This is a genomic window from Pseudomonas sp. CC11G (genome assembly GCF_056174845.1).
The window spans coordinates 84,828-101,783 of the sequence record NZ_JBWBZC010000022.1 but is presented as its reverse complement, the minus strand read 5'-3'; the positions used below and the strand labels follow the sequence as shown (position 1 = coordinate 101,783).

The window sequence follows — 16,956 nt, the reverse complement described above, 5'->3', positions numbered from 1 at the left end:
GCTGTCGCGCAACGCTTCGCTGATCAGGCCTCGAGCTGGTTATCGCCCAGGCCCTTCCACCAGTCGCGCTGCGGCCAGGCGGCCGGCGACAGAGTGTGATGCCATTGAGGCTTTGCCCGGCTTTCAGGCTTTGCGCGTCAAGGCTGACGCCCTGGGTGTCGAGGCCACTGTAGTTAGCGCAGCCGGCGAGCAGCATGGCAGCGAACGTCAGGCTCAGGCTGGTTTTCAAGGATCGGTTCACACGTCACCAAAACGTTCGGATATCAGAGAGTCGCCGGCTGCGAGCAGCATCTTTTTCAGAAGGCTTTCCAAGGTTTGCAGTTCCGCTGGCGTAAGCACCTCGGTGAAATCATTCATGGCCGCTGCGGCCGATGGTCGGCAGCAAGGCTTGAGCGCCCGCCCCTCTTCGGTGAGCGACAAGCGGATCTGGCGGCGGTCGCTTTTCGCTGCGGGTGCGGCTGATCAGGCGTTTTCTGCTCCAGGCGATCGAGCATGCGGGTCATGGAACCGCTGTCGAGCGACAGATGCCGACACAGGTCGGCCGGGGTGTTGAAGCCCTGCAGGATGATCATCAGTACTTTGAACTGCGCGGACGTGATGCCGTGGGGCACCAGGTACCCGTCGAGGAGACGGTCTTTGAGCAACGACGCGCGCCCGACCAGAATGCCGATACGCACGAACTCGAAATTTTCAGGGGTGTAATGGGTCATGGAATCACCGATAGCTGCCTAGGCAGGTAGGGCGTCCAATTTTACTGCCTAGGCAGTTAAAGTCAACGAATTAGTTAGCTTGCTAGCGGTTTATTTCGGATAGGTACGATCGAACCGTCCGATAGATCTCGGACGGTTTCGTATTTTTGCGTAGGGGAAGAGGTTTAGCTAACGGCAGGAACGCCGCTGTGGAAGCGGAAATCGGCGTCGGGCGACTCGATCAATTCGCGCTCTTTCTCGGCGATTTCCGCGATCTTGGCCTGGATATCCGCCTCGTCGCCGTATTGGTAGGCGAGCTTGAGGTAGTCCTGAAAGTGCCGCGCTTCGGACTTCAGCAGGCTGCTGTAAAACTTGCCCAGTTCTTCATCCAGATGCGGGGCGATCGCCGCGAAGCGCTCGCAGGAACGGGCTTCAACGATCGCGCCGACTAGCAGCGAGTCGGTGAGGCGATAGGGTTCGTGGGTGCGGATCAGCTTGCGCAAGGCGCCTGCATAACGCGCCGAGCCCACGTTGAACCAAGGCATGCCGCGTTTTTTCATCAACCCCAGCACTTGCTCGAAATGGCGCAGTTCTTCACGGGCCAGCCGCGACATCTTGTTCTGCAGGTCGAGCTTGTTGCTGTACTGGAACATGAACTGAAAGGCCGAGCCGGCGGCTTTCTTTTCATTATTGGCATGGTCGATAAGCAGGATATCGAGGTTATTCAACGCCGCAGCCACCCAACTGGCGGGTGTGGGGCACAACAGAAAGGCATCGATTTCAGGAAGTACGGGCATAAATCACGGCTGGGCTATGGGGCAGGCGCGGGATTATACGGGGCTGCGCGGTCTTACGCGCGTGGGAAAGGCTTGATCTGCATCAGCAAGCGCGGCGGTGGGCTAAACCTATAGTGACGGCCGCGCGCATAAGCCGTCTGCACAGTGAGGACACGACCATGCAAGCCGTTCGCAGCATCCTGGTGATCATCGAACCCGAACACCCCGAAGGCTTCGCGCTAAAACGCGCCAAGCTGATCGCTGGGGTTACCCAGTCGCACCTGCACCTGCTCGTATGCGACAAAAAGCATGACCACTCCGGCATGCTCGATGTGCTGAGCAATGCGTTGCGCCAGGATGGCTACAGCGTCTCGAGCCAGCAGACCTGGCACGACAACCTGCACCACACCATCATTACCGTTCAGCAAGCCGAAGGTTGCGGCCTGATCATCAAAGACCACCGCCCCGACAACCCGCTGAAAAAAGCCCTGCTCACCCCGGAAGACTGGAAGCTGCTGCGCTACTCGCCTTGCCCCGTACTGATGGTAAAAACCGAACGGCCGTGGGCTGAAAGCGTAATTCTGGCGGCGGTAGACGTCGGCAACTCCGACGGCGAACACCGCACCCTGCATTCCAGCATCATTAATCATGCGTACGAAATTGCCGGGCTGGCCAAAGGCAGTTTGCATGTAATCAATGCTCACCCCTCGCCGATGCTGGCGTCTGCCGATCCGGTATTCCAGCTGCGGGAAACCATCGAAGCGCGCTACCGCGACCAATGCCGAAGTTTTCAGGAGGAGTACGGGTTTAGCGATGAGCAGCTGCATATCCTTGAAGGGCCTGCCGATGTGCTGATTCCCTTTATGGCCAAGAAGCTCGGCGCCGCGGTAACCGTAATGGGCACTGTGGCCCGCACCGGTCTTTCCGGTGCGCTGATCGGCAATACCGCCGAAGTGGTGCTGGATATGCTGGAAAGCGATGTGCTGGTGCTCAAGCCGGACACCGTAATTGCCCACCTTGAGGAATTGGTCGAGCAACGTTGATCTTTACCGTTTGAAAAAACCGCCCTGTCTGGCGGTTTTTTTATGGGGTCAAACCCGGCTTTCCATCCCGTCACGCAGAAAGCGCGGGGCGATGTAGCGGTCGTAGTGCGCTTCCGATAAAAGGAAGAACTCGCGGTCGATGGCATCGCGTAGTTCGGGCAGCGTCCAGTCACGAAACTCCGGCAGCAGCACCATGCCATAGGCCTCCAACTGATTGATCACCCGCGCGCCACGGGCAATCAACTGATAGGCCCAGCAATATTCCGATTGTTCAGGTACGAAGCGGATTTGCCGCTGTTCAAGCTGCTGGCGCAGGCGCGGAGGGTCGAATACATCGACTTTTGCCGCCATTACCTGAACGAGGAGAATTTCCAGCCGAAGCCAGACGGCGCGCTTTTCTTCGTCGCTATAAAGGTTCCAATTCACCACCTCATGATGAAAACGCTTGCAGCCGCGACAGACCAGATCCCCGTAAACGGTAGAGCAGAGGCCGACGCAGGGCGTTTTGATACGGTGATTGGACATAGGCAGACGATTACAGGGCAGGAAGAACAGGCCGGCATCTTAGCCCTTTGTCTAAGGAGGGTCACCCCGGTGTATGTAGGGGTTTGTCTTACCTTTACTGCGCTTTTCCAGTAGAATCGTCGGGCCATTCTTAGGCGTGATGTCCGTTAGAAGCTGTTTTCAAAGCGTCACGAGCACAGTTAATCCCGCAGGAACGCAGTTGGCTGGGTTGTCACGAATCACCGACAGTCCAGCCAGCCCTCATCAAAACGTCCTGCAGGCGTAAAACTTTGAAAGCAGCTTCTGGATGCGTCCCGGACAACCCTATGGGACCACTGATGAGGGTAATAACTGTGCTTGAAGCCTATCGCAAACACATTGCAGAGCGTGCAGCTCAGGGTATCGTGCCCCAGCCGCTAAACGCCGAACAAACTGCCGGCCTGGTTGATCTGCTGAAAAACCCGCCTGCAGGCGAGGAAGAATTCCTCGTTGATCTGATCACCAACCGCGTACCGCCAGGCGTAGACGAAGCTGCCTACGTTAAAGCCGGTTTCCTTTCCGCTGTCGCCAAAGGCGAAGCCAGCTCCCCGCTGATCAGCAAGCAACGCGCTGTTGAACTGCTGGGCACCATGCAAGGCGGTTACAACATCGCCACTATGGTTGAGCTGCTGGACAGCGCTGAGCTGGCCGCTACCGCAGCCGAACAACTCAAGCACACGCTGCTGATGTTCGATGCGTTCCACGACGTAGCCGAAAAAGCCAAGAACGGTAACGAACACGCCAAAGGCGTGCTGCAGTCCTGGGCTGACGGCGAGTGGTTCAAGAAGCGCCCTACCCTGGCCGACAAGATCAGCCTGCGCGTCTTCAAAGTAACCGGCGAAACCAACACCGACGACCTGTCCCCGGCGCCAGACGCCTGGTCCCGTCCGGATATCCCGTTGCACGCCCTGGCCATGCTGAAAATGGCGCGTGAGGGCATCGTTCCTGACGTTCAAGGCGCCATCGGCCCGATGAAGCAGATCGAAACCATGCGCGGCGAAGGCTTCCCTATCGCTTACGTCGGTGACGTGGTCGGTACCGGCTCTTCGCGTAAATCCGCCACCAACTCGGTGCTGTGGTTCTTCGGCGACGACATTCCGTACGTGCCGAACAAGCGCGCTGGCGGTTTCTGCTTCGGCTCGAAAATCGCTCCAATCTTCTACAACACCATGGAAGATGCCGGCGCACTGCCGATCGAGTTCGACGTGTCGAACATGAACATGGGCGACGTGATCGACCTGTACCCGCACGCTGGCAAAGTCTGCAAGCACGGTACCGATGAAGTCCTCACCACCTTCGAACTGAAAACCCCGGTTCTGCTGGACGAAGTTCGCGCTGGTGGCCGTATTCCGCTGATCGTCGGCCGTGGCCTGACCGAGAAAGCACGCGCCGAGCTGGGCCTGGGCCCAACCGATCTGTTCAAGCTGCCGGAAGCACCTGTCGATACCGGCAAGGGCTACACCCTGGCGCAGAAAATGGTCGGCAAGGCGTGCGGTCTGCCAGTTGGCAAGGGCATCCGTCCTGGCACCTACTGCGAACCGAAAATGACCACCGTCGGCTCTCAGGACACCACCGGTCCAATGACCCGTGACGAACTGAAAGACCTGGCGTGCCTGGGCTTCTCGGCTGACCTGGTAATGCAGTCCTTCTGCCACACCGCGGCCTACCCGAAACCCATCGACGTAACCACCCACCACACCCTGCCGGATTTCATCCGCACCCGTGGCGGCGTGTCCCTGCGTCCTGGCGACGGCATCATCCACAGCTGGCTGAACCGCATGCTGCTGCCGGATACCGTCGGTACCGGTGGTGACTCGCACACCCGCTTCCCGATCGGCATCTCGTTCCCAGCCGGTTCCGGCCTGGTTGCCTTCGCCGCTGCCACCGGCGTTATGCCGCTGGACATGCCTGAGTCGGTTCTGGTGCGCTTCAAGGGCAAACTGCAACCCGGCATCACCCTGCGTGACCTGGTACATGCCATCCCTTACTACGGCATCAAGAACGGCCTGCTGACCGTTGAGAAGAAGGGCAAGATCAACGCCTTCTCCGGCCGCATTCTGGAAATCGAAGGTCTGGACGAGCTGACCGTTGAACAGGCTTTCGAACTGTCCGACGCCTCGGCCGAACGTTCCGCTGCAGGTTGCACCATCAAGCTGCCGGAAAAAGCCATTGCTGAATACCTGACGTCGAACATCACCCTGCTGCGCTGGATGATCAGCGAAGGTTACGGCGATGCACGCACCATGGAACGTCGCGCTCAAGCGATGGAAGCCTGGCTGGCCAATCCGGAACTGCTGTCGGCTGACGCCGATGCCGAATACGCCGAAATCGTTGAAATCGACCTGGCCGACATCAAAGAGCCCGTGCTCTGCGCGCCGAACGACCCGGACGACGCTCGTCTGCTCTCGACCGTTCAGGGCGAGAAGATCGACGAAGTGTTCATCGGTTCGTGCATGACCAACATCGGCCACTTCCGCGCTGCCGGCAAGCTGCTCGAAAAGGTCAAAGGTTCGATCCCAACGCGTCTGTGGCTGTCGCCGCCGACCAAGATGGACGCACACCAGCTCACCGAAGAAGGCTATTACGGCATCTACGGCAAAGCCGGCGCGCGCATGGAAATGCCGGGCTGCTCGCTGTGCATGGGTAACCAAGCACGTGTAGCGGCGAACTCGACCGTTGTGTCGACGTCGACCCGTAACTTCCCGAACCGTCTGGGCGATGGCGCCAACGTGTACCTGGCATCTGCTGAACTGGCCGCTGTAGCGTCCATCCTCGGCAAGCTGCCTACCGTTGCCGAATACATGGAATACGCGGCGAGCATCGACAGCATGGCTGCCGACGTTTACCGCTACCTGAGCTTCGACCAGATCGCGGAATTCCGCGACGCTGCCGCGAACGCCCAGATTCCGGTCGTTCAAGCGTAACGTTACACCGCCTCAAAAAGAGCCCCGCCTAGTGCGGGGCTTTTTTATGGGCGCGCTGGCAGGAAGGCAGAGCCCTGCTAGGGTAAAGGCGTGGCGCGCCCTCTTGCGACGCCCTTGTTTGCCAACCGGGAGTTCATCATGAAGCACTGGGTTCTTGCTGTTCTTTGCCTTACCGCCCTCGCCGGCTGCTCAAGCGAATACATCATCACGACCACCGACGGCCAGATGCTCACCAGCGATGGCAAACCTGAGCTGGACAAAAAAACCGGCATGCTGGAGTTCGAAGATAGCGAAGGTCGTACGCAGCAAATCCCGCAGTCCTCCGTGAAGCAAATGCTGGAGCGCTGAGTAATCGATGCGACGAAAGGTCCTGCAGTTACGGGATCTTTTATGCAGTACAGACAGTTGAAATTTCTGCTGCCCTCTCGACAAGCGTAACGGCCCCACTTATCTTCGCCACTGGCCAGTGCACTGGCCAACGTCGCTCGGACGGTTCCGGGCGCTTACGTCTTCGAGGAACACATGGCTGAACAAGCTCCGCGCCGCTTTGCGCGCATCGATCGTCTCCCCCCTTACGTTTTCAATATCACGGCTGAGCTGAAGATGGCTGCGCGTCGGCGCGGCGAAGACATCATCGACCTGAGCATGGGCAACCCCGATGGCGCCACGCCGCCCCATATCGTGGAAAAGCTGGTGCAGGTTGCGCAACGTGAAGATACCCACGGCTACTCGACTTCACGCGGCATTCCACGCCTGCGTCGGGCGATTTCGCGTTGGTATAAGGATCGCTATCAAGTAGAGATCGATCCGGAAAATGAAGCGATCGTCACCATCGGTTCGAAGGAAGGCCTGGCGCACCTGATGCTGGCCACCCTGGACCAGGGCGACACGGTACTGGTACCTAACCCCAGCTATCCCATTCATATCTATGGCGCCGTGATCGCCGGCGCTCAGGTGCGCTCGGTGCCATTGGTGCCCGGTGTCGACTTCTTCGCTGAAGTAGAGCGCGCCATTCGCGAAAGCATTCCGAAGCCGAAGATGCTGATTATCGGCTTCCCGTCCAACCCCACCGCACAATGCGTGGAGCTGGATTTCTTCGAGCGCATCATCGCCCTGGCCAAGCAGTACAACGTGCTGGTGGTTCATGACCTGGCGTATGCCGATATCGTCTATGACGGCTGGAAAGCTCCGTCGATCATGCAGGTGCCGGGCGCCAAGGATATCGCGGTGGAGTTCTTCACCCTGTCCAAGAGCTACAACATGGCGGGCTGGCGCATCGGTTTCATGGTCGGCAACCCGGAGCTGGTAAACGCACTGGCGCGGATCAAGAGCTATCACGACTACGGCACCTTCACGCCGTTGCAGGTAGCCGCGATTGCGGCTCTGGAAGGCGATCAGACGTGCGTGCATGAGATTACCGCCAACTACCAACAGCGCCGCGATGTGCTGGTGCGCGGACTGCATGAGGCGGGCTGGATGGTGGAGAACCCGAAAGCATCAATGTACGTGTGGGCCAAGATTCCGGAGCCGTATGCGAAGCTGGGTTCGCTGGAGTTTGCCAAGAAATTGCTGGCTGAAGCTAAGGTCTGCGTTTCGCCGGGCCTCGGATTCGGGGATTACGGCGATGATCATGTGCGCTTCGCCTTGATCGAAAACCAGGACCGTATTCGCCAGGCGGTTCGCGGCATAAAGGCCATGTTCCGTACGGACGGCCTGCTGGCTAAAGGTAAGGGCGACACCGTTTAACGACGGAACATATGCTCTAGCGGAGCCACTGTTGGATTAACGGTGGCCCCCGCTCATCCATTACCGCTGAACTTGTCGTGCCGAGGGTTACCGAACGGGTACTTTTTCTTTCCCGGACAAGGCCCTTCTGATGCTTGATCTCACGACTTGGAACCTGACGGTCCCCGCTCACGGTTCCGCCACTTCTATCGACACCGCCCGCCTTAATAACGGCTACCAGAGCCAGTACTTTCGCCGCCATACCGATCACAGCATCACCTTCTGGGTGCCGGTTACCGGCAGCACCACCGAAGACAGCCATTACCCGCGCACAGAGTTACGCGAAACCCAAACCGATGGCACGCTCAGCTATTGGCCGTACCAGCTCGCCGATAGCTATTTGAGTGCTGTTTTATCGGTGGATCAGGTGCCTAGTAAAGGCAAGATCATCATTGGTCAGATTCACAGTGACGATCAACCGGGGAGCCAGAATGATCCTCTGCTTAAGCTGCAATATCACTACCTGCGAGGAGTTGGCCGGCTAGAAGCGCTGGTACGCAAGCGCCCAGGCGACAGCGAGGTGGAAAACATTCTGCTCGCCGAGAATGTGCAGCTCAATGAGCGCTTTAGCTATGACGTTCGCCTTACGCCGACAGGCAAATTAGGTATCCAAGTGCAGAGTACCGACGGAGACGGCGGTTCGTACTATCGGCAGTTAAGTGGTTACTGGGGCAACCAGCGCTTTTACTTCAAGGCTGGCGCGTATATTCAGGACAATTATGGCCCGACCAATGAGGGAGGCCGCGTGACGTTTTACTGGCTGAATAGCGTTCATCGTTAAAGGCGCAATAGCGTGAAGTACAGGCGCCTTTAGCCGGGTAAAATGCGCTCACTTCCGCCCACGCTATAGAGACTGAAATGGCCCGCCTGCAGCTGCAATTCCCTGAAGATCAATTTTGCTACAGCACCCACCTGACCGTTCGGGTTACCGATATCAATGCAGGCAATCACTTGGGCAATGACTCGATGATTTCCATGATCTCCGAGGCACGTGCACGCTTTCTGTTTGATTTTGGCATTCAGGAAACCAACGGAACGGGCCTCGGCATTATCGTCACGGACCTGGCCACAACCTATAAGGCCGAAGCGCATGCGCGGGATCAACTGCTGTTTGAGGTTGGCGTTATGGACTTCAACAAATATGGCGGCGATATCACCTTTCGCATCACACGCCCTGCCGATAACAGCCTGATTGCGATGGCCAAATCGGGTTTCGTGTTCTTCGACTACAGCGTGTCGAAGGTTGTGCCAATGCCGGAAGAGTTCTTCGGTAAATTCAGCAAGGTTAACTGGCTGAACTAAGCCGTTCCGTTCCGCACCAAGCGCCGCGTGCGCCTGGTGCAAACGCGCGCTAACTTTTCTCGGCGCAAAAACAAACCCCCCACTCGCTTGCGCGAATGAGGGGTTTGGAATTTAAGCTTGACGATGACCTACTCTCACATGGAGAAACTCCACACTACCATCGGCGATGCATCGTTTCACTACTGAGTTCGGGATGGGATCAGGTGGTTCCAATGCTCTATGGTCGTCAAGCAATTCGGGTGGAGTCTCGCTTTCGCGTTACTCCAAATTGGGTATGTGTTTTTCGGATTCGGTAATTTGTGTGTTGCGAATTTTCGGTTCTTTCGTCTTCACACCGTCAATCTGCGATTAAGCAAATTGCTTGGGTGTTATATGGTCAAGCCTCACGGGCAATTAGTATGGGTTAGCTCAACGCCTCACAACGCTTACACACCCCACCTATCAACGTCGTAGTCTTCGACGGCCCTTCAGGGGACTCAAGGTCCCAGTGAGATCTCATCTTGAGGCTAGTTTCCCGCTTAGATGCTTTCAGCGGTTATCTATTCCGAACATAGCTACCCGGCGATGCCACTGGCGTGACAACCGGAACACCAGAGGTTCGTCCACTCCGGTCCTCTCGTACTAGGAGCAGCCCCTCTCAAATCTCAAACGTCCACGGCAGATAGGGACCGAACTGTCTCACGACGTTCTAAACCCAGCTCGCGTACCACTTTAAATGGCGAACAGCCATACCCTTGGGACCGGCTTCAGCCCCAGGATGTGATGAGCCGACATCGAGGTGCCAAACACCGCCGTCGATATGAACTCTTGGGCGGTATCAGCCTGTTATCCCCGGAGTACCTTTTATCCGTTGAGCGATGGCCCTTCCATACAGAACCACCGGATCACTAAGACCTACTTTCGTACCTGCTCGACGTGTCTGTCTCGCAGTCAAGCGCGCTTTTGCCTTTATACTCTACGACCGATTTCCGACCGGTCTGAGCGCACCTTCGTACTCCTCCGTTACTCTTTAGGAGGAGACCGCCCCAGTCAAACTACCCACCATACACTGTCCTCGATCCGGATAACGGACCAGAGTTAGAACCTCAAAGTTGCCAGGGTGGTATTTCAAGATTGGCTCCACAAGAACTGGCGTCCTCGCTTCAAAGCCTCCCACCTATCCTACACAAGCAAATTCAAAGTCCAGTGCAAAGCTATAGTAAAGGTTCACGGGGTCTTTCCGTCTAGCCGCGGATACACTGCATCTTCACAGCGATTTCAATTTCACTGAGTCTCGGGTGGAGACAGCGCCGCCATCGTTACGCCATTCGTGCAGGTCGGAACTTACCCGACAAGGAATTTCGCTACCTTAGGACCGTTATAGTTACGGCCGCCGTTTACCGGGGCTTCGATCAAGAGCTTCGCGTTAGCTAACCCCATCAATTAACCTTCCGGCACCGGGCAGGCGTCACACCCTATACGTCCACTTTCGTGTTTGCAGAGTGCTGTGTTTTTAATAAACAGTCGCAGCGGCCTGGTATCTTCGACCGGCATGGGCTTACGCAGTAAATGCTTCACCCTCACCGGCGCACCTTCTCCCGAAGTTACGGTGCCATTTTGCCTAGTTCCTTCACCCGAGTTCTCTCAAGCGCCTTGGTATTCTCTACCCAACCACCTGTGTCGGTTTGGGGTACGGTTCCTAGTTATCTGAAGCTTAGAGGCTTTTCTTGGAAGCATGGCATCAACCACTTCGCGCTCTAATGAGCACTCGTCATCAGTTCTCAGCCTTAACCGCCCGGATTTACCTAAGCAGTCAGCCTACAACCTTAAACTTGGACAACCAACGCCAAGCTGGCCTAGCCTTCTCCGTCCCCCCATCGCAATAACTAGAAGTACAGGAATATTAACCTGTTTTCCATCGACTACGCTTTTCAGCCTCGCCTTAGGGACCGACTAACCCTGCGTCGATTAACGTTGCGCAGGAAACCTTGGTCTTTCGGCGTGGGTGTTTTTCACACCCATTGTCGTTACTCATGTCAGCATTCGCACTTCTGATACCTCCAGCAAGCTTCTCAACTCACCTTCACAGGCTTACAGAACGCTCCTCTACCGCATCACCTAAGTGATACCCGTAGCTTCGGTGCATGGTTTGAGCCCCGTTACATCTTCCGCGCAGGCCGACTCGACTAGTGAGCTATTACGCTTTCTTTAAAGGGTGGCTGCTTCTAAGCCAACCTCCTAGCTGTCTAAGCCTTCCCACATCGTTTCCCACTTAACCATGACTTTGGGACCTTAGCTGACGGTCTGGGTTGTTTCCCTTTTCACGACGGACGTTAGCACCCGCCGTGTGTCTCCCGTGCTCGCACTTGTTGGTATTCGGAGTTTGCATCGGTTTGGTAAGTCGGGATGACCCCCTAGCCGAAACAGTGCTCTACCCCCAACAGTGATACACGAGGCGCTACCTAAATAGCTTTCGAGGAGAACCAGCTATCTCCGAGCTTGATTAGCCTTTCACTCCGATCCACAGGTCATCCGCTAACTTTTCAACGGTAGTCGGTTCGGTCCTCCAGTTAGTGTTACCCAACCTTCAACCTGCCCATGGATAGATCGCCCGGTTTCGGGTCTATACCCAGCGACTAAACGCCCTATTAAGACTCGCTTTCGCTACGCCTCCCCTATTCGGTTAAGCTCGCCACTGAATATAAGTCGCTGACCCATTATACAAAAGGTACGCAGTCACCCAACAAAGTGGGCTCCCACTGCTTGTACGCATACGGTTTCAGGATCTATTTCACTCCCCTCTCCGGGGTTCTTTTCGCCTTTCCCTCACGGTACTAGTTCACTATCGGTCAGTCAGTAGTATTTAGCCTTGGAGGATGGTCCCCCCATATTCAGACAAAGTTTCTCGTGCTCCGTCCTACTCGATTTCATTGATAAGAGATTTTCGCGTACAGGGCTATCACCCACTATGGCCGCACTTTCCAGAGCGTTCCGCTAATCTCAAATCAACTTAAGGGCTAGTCCCCGTTCGCTCGCCACTACTAAGGGAATCTCGGTTGATTTCTTTTCCTCAGGGTACTTAGATGTTTCAGTTCCCCTGGTTCGCTTCTTACACCTATGTATTCAGTGCAAGATACTTAACTTATGTTAAGTGGGTTCCCCCATTCAGACATCTCCGGATCAAAGTCTGTTTGCCGACTCCCCGAAGCTTTTCGCAGGCTACCACGTCTTTCATCGCCTCTGACTGCCAAGGCATCCACCGTATGCGCTTCTTCACTTGACCATATAACCCCAAGCAATCTGGTTATACTATGAAGACGACATTCGCCGAAAATTCGAAATACTCTTGATCTCTCAAGAGAACTCACAAATTTTACCTTAGCCTGAATAAACACCAGTGAAAGTGCTATCCAGTCTATCTTTCTATCACATACCCAAATTTTTAAAGAACGATTAATACTTTCTAGTCAAAGACCAGAATTCAATATTCAACCAATCGGTGAATACTCAATTCTGAACTCTTACTTGTCGTCGTGGTGGAGCCAAACGGGATCGAACCGTTGACCTCCTGCGTGCAAGGCAGGCGCTCTCCCAGCTGAGCTATGGCCCCTAACTGAGGCTTCTTCCACAACAATTGGTGGGTCTGGGCAGATTCGAACTGCCGACCTCACCCTTATCAGGGGTGCGCTCTAACCAACTGAGCTACAGACCCAATTGTTCGGGCTACTAGGCTGACAACTCGTAACTGATCCTCCTTAAACTTCAAGGACGACCCAATCGTCTTTCGCAATGAATCAAGCAATTCGTGTGGGAGCTTATAAGGAAGCTGATGTCGTCGATTAAGGAGGTGATCCAGCCGCAGGTTCCCCTACGGCTACCTTGTTACGACTTCACCCCAGTCATGAATCACACCGTGGTAACCGTCCTCCCGAAGGTTAGACTAGCTACTTCTGGTGCAACCCACTCCCATGGTGTGACGGGCGGTGTGTACAAGGCCCGGGAACGTATTCACCGTGACATTCTGATTCACGATTACTAGCGATTCCGACTTCACGCAGTCGAGTTGCAGACTGCGATCCGGACTACGATCGGTTTTATGGGATTAGCTCCACCTCGCGGCTTGGCAACCCTTTGTACCGACCATTGTAGCACGTGTGTAGCCCTGGCCGTAAGGGCCATGATGACTTGACGTCATCCCCACCTTCCTCCGGTTTGTCACCGGCAGTCTCCTTAGAGTGCCCACCATAACGTGCTGGTAACTAAGGACAAGGGTTGCGCTCGTTACGGGACTTAACCCAACATCTCACGACACGAGCTGACGACAGCCATGCAGCACCTGTGTCTGAGTTCCCGAAGGCACCAATCCATCTCTGGAAAGTTCTCAGCATGTCAAGGCCAGGTAAGGTTCTTCGCGTTGCTTCGAATTAAACCACATGCTCCACCGCTTGTGCGGGCCCCCGTCAATTCATTTGAGTTTTAACCTTGCGGCCGTACTCCCCAGGCGGTCGACTTAATGCGTTAGCTGCGCCACTAAGAGCTCAAGGCTCCCAACGGCTAGTCGACATCGTTTACGGCGTGGACTACCAGGGTATCTAATCCTGTTTGCTCCCCACGCTTTCGCACCTCAGTGTCAGTATCAGTCCAGGTGGTCGCCTTCGCCACTGGTGTTCCTTCCTATATCTACGCATTTCACCGCTACACAGGAAATTCCACCACCCTCTACCATACTCTAGCTCGACAGTTTTGAATGCAGTTCCCAGGTTGAGCCCGGGGATTTCACATCCAACTTAACGAACCACCTACGCGCGCTTTACGCCCAGTAATTCCGATTAACGCTTGCACCCTCTGTATTACCGCGGCTGCTGGCACAGAGTTAGCCGGTGCTTATTCTGTCGGTAACGTCAAAACAGCAAGGTATTCGCTTACTGCCCTTCCTCCCAACTTAAAGTGCTTTACAATCCGAAGACCTTCTTCACACACGCGGCATGGCTGGATCAGGCTTTCGCCCATTGTCCAATATTCCCCACTGCTGCCTCCCGTAGGAGTCTGGACCGTGTCTCAGTTCCAGTGTGACTGATCATCCTCTCAGACCAGTTACGGATCGTCGCCTTGGTGAGCCATTACCTCACCAACTAGCTAATCCGACCTAGGCTCATCTATTAGCGCAAGGCCCGAAGGTCCCCTGCTTTCTCCCGTAGGACGTATGCGGTATTAGCGTTCCTTTCGAAACGTTGTCCCCCACTAATAGGCAGATTCCTAGGCATTACTCACCCGTCCGCCGCTGAATCAAGGAGCAAGCTCCTCTCATCCGCTCGACTTGCATGTGTTAGGCCTGCCGCCAGCGTTCAATCTGAGCCATGATCAAACTCTTCAGTTCAAACATAATCGGATTTTGTAAAAATCCTAAACTTGGCTCAGCAATCGCAAAAAACTCTCAAATTAACGAGTGTTACTTGTGATGCTGACAATCTAGTGACTATCAGTCTTACCTCACAAGCACCCACACGAATTGCTTGATTCAGTTGTTAAAGAACAGTTGGTTGATTCTTTCGTCTCAACCGAGGCGCGCATTCTACAGCAGCCTCTTATTCCGTCAAGCGATTTCGAAAATTTCTTTTCAAACTCAACCGCTTGCGCCTCCGATCAACTTCAGTCTCTCGTCAGCGGGAGGCGAATTCTACAGCGTTTCAAACCGCTGTCAACACCCTCTTTAAACCGCTTTCGATCAACTTAACGATCGGCCAACAAGACTAAAACTCAATCTTGTCAGCCCGGCGCATTCTACGCAGATCTCTCTGCTTTGCAACCCTTAATTTTCAGCTAACTCATTGATTAACTTGAAGTTTTAAGAGCCTTCCGCGCCGGAAGTGGTGCGCATTATAAGCACCCACGAAAACCCGTCAAGCCATTATTGAAATGATTCTGAAATAAGGGAGCACAAATGGCAAATCGCGCGCGCCCACAATCCCGGCCACCTACCACGAAGCAAATGCGAGGTGACTCACTTAGCAGACCTCGTGATTAACCATCTATAAGCTAGCCCCAGCTTGGCTACCCCCGGCCAGCCCAACATCCAGTACAACTATATAAGGAAGCAACATGCAAGGACTCAACAGTAAGGGCGTTGGAGCCGCCATAGCCGCAGCCGTTGCACTGCTAGTAATTTCCACATCCTGGTACACCGTCGATGAAACCGAGCGCGGCGTATTACTGCGCAACGGCGCCTTAGTGGGCGTGATAGAACCAGGCCTGTCATTCAAGACCCCCTTTATCGAGAAGGTAAAGTTCATTTCAGTGCAAAGCCAGGCGACGTCCTACCGCGAGCTGCAGGCGTACAGCAAGGATCAACAGACCGCGACCCTGCAAGTTTCAGTTTCTTGGCACGTGGTTCCAGGAGAAGTTTCGAAGGTTTATACCCAGTACCAGGACCTCGACGGCCTCGTCTCCCGCCTGATCAGCCGCCAGGTGCCCACGCAGGTGGAAAACGTGTTTGGTCAATACAACGCGGTCACCGCCGTGCAGCAACGCGGCAAGTTCGTGGCAGATGTCGCTAAAGCCATCAAGGAGTCGATCAACGGCCCCGTTGTAATCGATGGCGTGCAAGTTGAGAACATCGATTTCAGCGACGACTATGAGCGCTCTATCGCCTTGCGCATGAAAGCCGAGGTAGAAGTGAAAACCCGCGAGCAAATGCTGGCGACAGAACAAGTCCAAGCTCAGATTCGAGTCACCCAGGCCCAGGCCGAAGCCGACTCCAAATTGGCAGAAGCCAAGGCAGACGCGGAAGCGACCCGCCTACGCGGTGAAGCCGAAGCCGACGCGATCAAAGCCCGCGCACAAGCACTCGCCAGCAACCAAAATCTTGTGGAGCTGACCAAGGCTGAGCGCTGGGATGGAACGCTGCCAACCACCATGCTTCCTAACAGCACCCTTCCCTTTATAGATGCGGCCAAGAAAAACGAGTAATTCGCGCCAGCCAACACCGCCAACGCTTAAGCGGTTGGCGGTGTTGAACTTGAGGCCGCACAAGCCACTCGCTCGGCTACCGCCTAAAAACAGAAGGCAAAAAAAAACCAACCACAGCAGTGATTGGCTTTTTTAAAATATGGTCGGGACGGAGTGATTCGAACACTCGACCCCTAGCACCCCATGCTAGTGCGCTACCGGACTGCGCTACGCCCCGACTGTACATCTAATCCGCTTTCCAACAACCCGAAAGCGGATCGGACTATACATTAAGCTTTTGAAAAGTGGAAGGTTTTCGAAAGCACGTTATTACTTACGCAATACCAGCAAAACCTCTTCAAGCTCAGCAATCATTTGCCGAATGAGCTGCTTGTACTGCGTGGTGTCGTCTTTGGCCTCATCGCCGGACAGTCGCTGACGCGCTCCGCCAATGGTGAAGCCTTGATCGTAAAGAAGGGCTCGGATCTGCCGAATCATCAGCACATCCTGGCGCTGGTAGTACCGCCGATTGCCGCGTCGCTTCACAGGATTCAGTTGAGTGAATTCCTGCTCCCAATAACGCAGCACATGCGGCTTCACCGCACACAGCTCGCTAACCTCACCGATGGTGAAGTAACGCTTACCAGGTATGGGCGGTAACTCGTCGTTATGACTTGGTTCCAGCATAAGCCTCAACTCTGGCTTTCAATTTTTGCCCTGGGCGAAAGGTGACCACGCGTCTTGCCGTGATTGGAATTTCTTCCCCTGTCTTGGGATTTCTACCAGGACGCTGACGCTTGTCGCGCAAATCAAAATTGCCGAAACCGGACAACTTTACCTGCTCGTTAAGCTCCAGCGCCTGACGGATTTCCTCAAAGAACAGCTCCACCAATTCCTTGGCTTCCCGTTTATTCAGGCCTAGCTCTTCGTACAGACGTTCGGCCATTTCAGCTTTCGTCAGAGCCCCCAT

At 55.1% G+C, this 16,956-nt stretch carries 11 protein-coding genes, 3 tRNA genes, 3 rRNA genes and 2 pseudogenes; 7 read left to right on the top strand and 12 right to left on the bottom strand.

Annotated features, from left to right (window positions below; genetic code table 11):
• The 3 genes and pseudogenes from AC0V2S_RS22010 to AC0V2S_RS22000 form a co-directional block, all read right to left on the bottom strand.
• Positions 1 to 196 (bottom strand): annotated as a pseudogene (locus AC0V2S_RS22010) (multidrug RND transporter); the annotation flags it as partial.
• A gap of 41 nt (positions 197 to 237) precedes the next feature.
• A pseudogene (locus AC0V2S_RS22005) lies at positions 238 to 710 on the bottom strand (MarR family winged helix-turn-helix transcriptional regulator).
• Positions 711 to 874: 164 nt separating this feature from the next.
• Positions 875 to 1,486, bottom strand: a complete 612-nt coding sequence (locus tag AC0V2S_RS22000; RefSeq protein ID WP_475511571.1) for a MiaE family protein — start codon at positions 1,484 to 1,486, stop codon at positions 875 to 877.
• 158 nt (positions 1,487 to 1,644) lie between these two features.
• Between AC0V2S_RS22000 and AC0V2S_RS21995 the strand changes: the two genes are divergently transcribed.
• Complete coding sequence (locus AC0V2S_RS21995; protein ID WP_475511570.1) at positions 1,645 to 2,508, top strand: universal stress protein; 864 nt, start codon at positions 1,645 to 1,647, stop codon at positions 2,506 to 2,508.
• A 48-nt stretch (positions 2,509 to 2,556) separates the two neighbouring features.
• On the opposite strand, the gene AC0V2S_RS21990 is transcribed toward AC0V2S_RS21995, so the two are convergent.
• Positions 2,557 to 3,033: a DUF1289 domain-containing protein gene (locus AC0V2S_RS21990; protein WP_475511569.1), complete on the bottom strand. Its 477-nt coding sequence runs from the start codon at positions 3,031 to 3,033 to the stop codon at positions 2,557 to 2,559.
• A 332-nt stretch (positions 3,034 to 3,365) separates the two neighbouring features.
• Between AC0V2S_RS21990 and acnB the strand changes: the two genes are divergently transcribed.
• From acnB to AC0V2S_RS21965, 5 genes are all read left to right on the top strand, one after another.
• Positions 3,366 to 5,975 (top strand): bifunctional aconitate hydratase 2/2-methylisocitrate dehydratase, encoded by a 2,610-nt coding sequence (gene acnB / locus AC0V2S_RS21985; protein WP_475511574.1) that lies wholly within the window; start codon positions 3,366 to 3,368, stop codon positions 5,973 to 5,975.
• Between the two features lie 138 nt (positions 5,976 to 6,113).
• Entirely contained in the window at positions 6,114 to 6,323 is a 210-nt protein-coding gene (locus tag AC0V2S_RS21980) for a YgdI/YgdR family lipoprotein (RefSeq protein ID WP_475511568.1), read from the top strand.
• 174 nt (positions 6,324 to 6,497) lie between these two features.
• Positions 6,498 to 7,721, top strand: a complete 1,224-nt coding sequence (gene alaC / locus AC0V2S_RS21975; protein WP_475511567.1) for an alanine transaminase — start codon at positions 6,498 to 6,500, stop codon at positions 7,719 to 7,721.
• 130 nt (positions 7,722 to 7,851) lie between these two features.
• Complete coding sequence (locus tag AC0V2S_RS21970; RefSeq protein ID WP_475511566.1) at positions 7,852 to 8,541, top strand: polysaccharide lyase family 7 protein; 690 nt, start codon at positions 7,852 to 7,854, stop codon at positions 8,539 to 8,541.
• Between the two features lie 77 nt (positions 8,542 to 8,618).
• Positions 8,619 to 9,062: a thioesterase family protein gene (locus AC0V2S_RS21965; RefSeq protein ID WP_475511565.1), complete on the top strand. Its 444-nt coding sequence runs from the start codon at positions 8,619 to 8,621 to the stop codon at positions 9,060 to 9,062.
• Positions 9,063 to 9,177: 115 nt separating this feature from the next.
• On the opposite strand, the gene rrf is transcribed toward AC0V2S_RS21965, so the two are convergent.
• From rrf to AC0V2S_RS21940, 5 genes are all read right to left on the bottom strand, one after another.
• Positions 9,178 to 9,293 (bottom strand): 5S ribosomal RNA (gene rrf, locus AC0V2S_RS21960).
• 141 nt (positions 9,294 to 9,434) lie between these two features.
• Positions 9,435 to 12,324, bottom strand: a 23S ribosomal RNA gene (locus AC0V2S_RS21955).
• Positions 12,325 to 12,575: 251 nt separating this feature from the next.
• A tRNA-Ala gene (locus tag AC0V2S_RS21950) sits at positions 12,576 to 12,651 on the bottom strand.
• A gap of 25 nt (positions 12,652 to 12,676) precedes the next feature.
• Positions 12,677 to 12,753: transfer RNA gene (locus tag AC0V2S_RS21945), tRNA-Ile, on the bottom strand.
• Positions 12,754 to 12,881: 128 nt separating this feature from the next.
• Positions 12,882 to 14,418: ribosomal RNA gene (locus AC0V2S_RS21940) — 16S ribosomal RNA — on the bottom strand.
• Together the 16S, 23S and 5S rRNA genes with 2 tRNA genes alongside form the textbook arrangement of a ribosomal RNA operon.
• A gap of 722 nt (positions 14,419 to 15,140) precedes the next feature.
• Between AC0V2S_RS21940 and AC0V2S_RS21935 the strand changes: the two genes are divergently transcribed.
• The gene (locus AC0V2S_RS21935; RefSeq protein WP_475511564.1) at positions 15,141 to 16,007 is read left to right on the top strand and encodes a prohibitin family protein; all 867 of its coding nucleotides are present in this window, start codon (positions 15,141 to 15,143) and stop codon (positions 16,005 to 16,007) included.
• 140 nt (positions 16,008 to 16,147) lie between these two features.
• Here the strand turns inward: AC0V2S_RS21935 and AC0V2S_RS21930 are convergent.
• From AC0V2S_RS21930 to ihfA, 3 genes are all read right to left on the bottom strand, one after another.
• A tRNA-Pro gene (locus AC0V2S_RS21930) sits at positions 16,148 to 16,224 on the bottom strand.
• Between the two features lie 92 nt (positions 16,225 to 16,316).
• Positions 16,317 to 16,673 (bottom strand): MerR family transcriptional regulator, encoded by a 357-nt coding sequence (locus AC0V2S_RS21925; protein WP_108096684.1) that lies wholly within the window; start codon positions 16,671 to 16,673, stop codon positions 16,317 to 16,319.
• A complete protein-coding gene (gene ihfA / locus AC0V2S_RS21920; protein ID WP_003243414.1) occupies positions 16,654 to 16,956 on the bottom strand; it encodes an integration host factor subunit alpha in 303 nt (100 codons plus the stop codon). The genes AC0V2S_RS21925 and ihfA overlap by 20 nt, the downstream gene beginning before the upstream one ends.

What these genes read in the sequence shown, in the direction of transcription:
- AC0V2S_RS21980 (WP_475511568.1), top strand. Translation starts at nt 6,114, where the DNA reads ATGAAGCACTGGGTTCTTGCTGTTCTTTGCCTTACCGCCCTCGCCGGC.
- AC0V2S_RS21995 (WP_475511570.1), top strand. Translation starts at nt 1,645, where the DNA reads ATGCAAGCCGTTCGCAGCATCCTGGTGATCATCGAACCCGAACACCCC.
- ihfA (WP_003243414.1), bottom strand. Translation starts at nt 16,956, where the DNA reads ATGGGGGCTCTGACGAAAGCTGAAATGGCCGAACGTCTGTACGAAGAG.
- AC0V2S_RS21990 (WP_475511569.1), bottom strand. Translation starts at nt 3,033, where the DNA reads ATGTCCAATCACCGTATCAAAACGCCCTGCGTCGGCCTCTGCTCTACC.
- alaC (WP_475511567.1), top strand. Translation starts at nt 6,498, where the DNA reads ATGGCTGAACAAGCTCCGCGCCGCTTTGCGCGCATCGATCGTCTCCCC.
- AC0V2S_RS21965 (WP_475511565.1), top strand. Translation starts at nt 8,619, where the DNA reads ATGGCCCGCCTGCAGCTGCAATTCCCTGAAGATCAATTTTGCTACAGC.
- AC0V2S_RS21970 (WP_475511566.1), top strand. Translation starts at nt 7,852, where the DNA reads ATGCTTGATCTCACGACTTGGAACCTGACGGTCCCCGCTCACGGTTCC.
- AC0V2S_RS22000 (WP_475511571.1), bottom strand. Translation starts at nt 1,486, where the DNA reads ATGCCCGTACTTCCTGAAATCGATGCCTTTCTGTTGTGCCCCACACCC.
- AC0V2S_RS21935 (WP_475511564.1), top strand. Translation starts at nt 15,141, where the DNA reads ATGCAAGGACTCAACAGTAAGGGCGTTGGAGCCGCCATAGCCGCAGCC.
- AC0V2S_RS21925 (WP_108096684.1), bottom strand. Translation starts at nt 16,673, where the DNA reads ATGCTGGAACCAAGTCATAACGACGAGTTACCGCCCATACCTGGTAAG.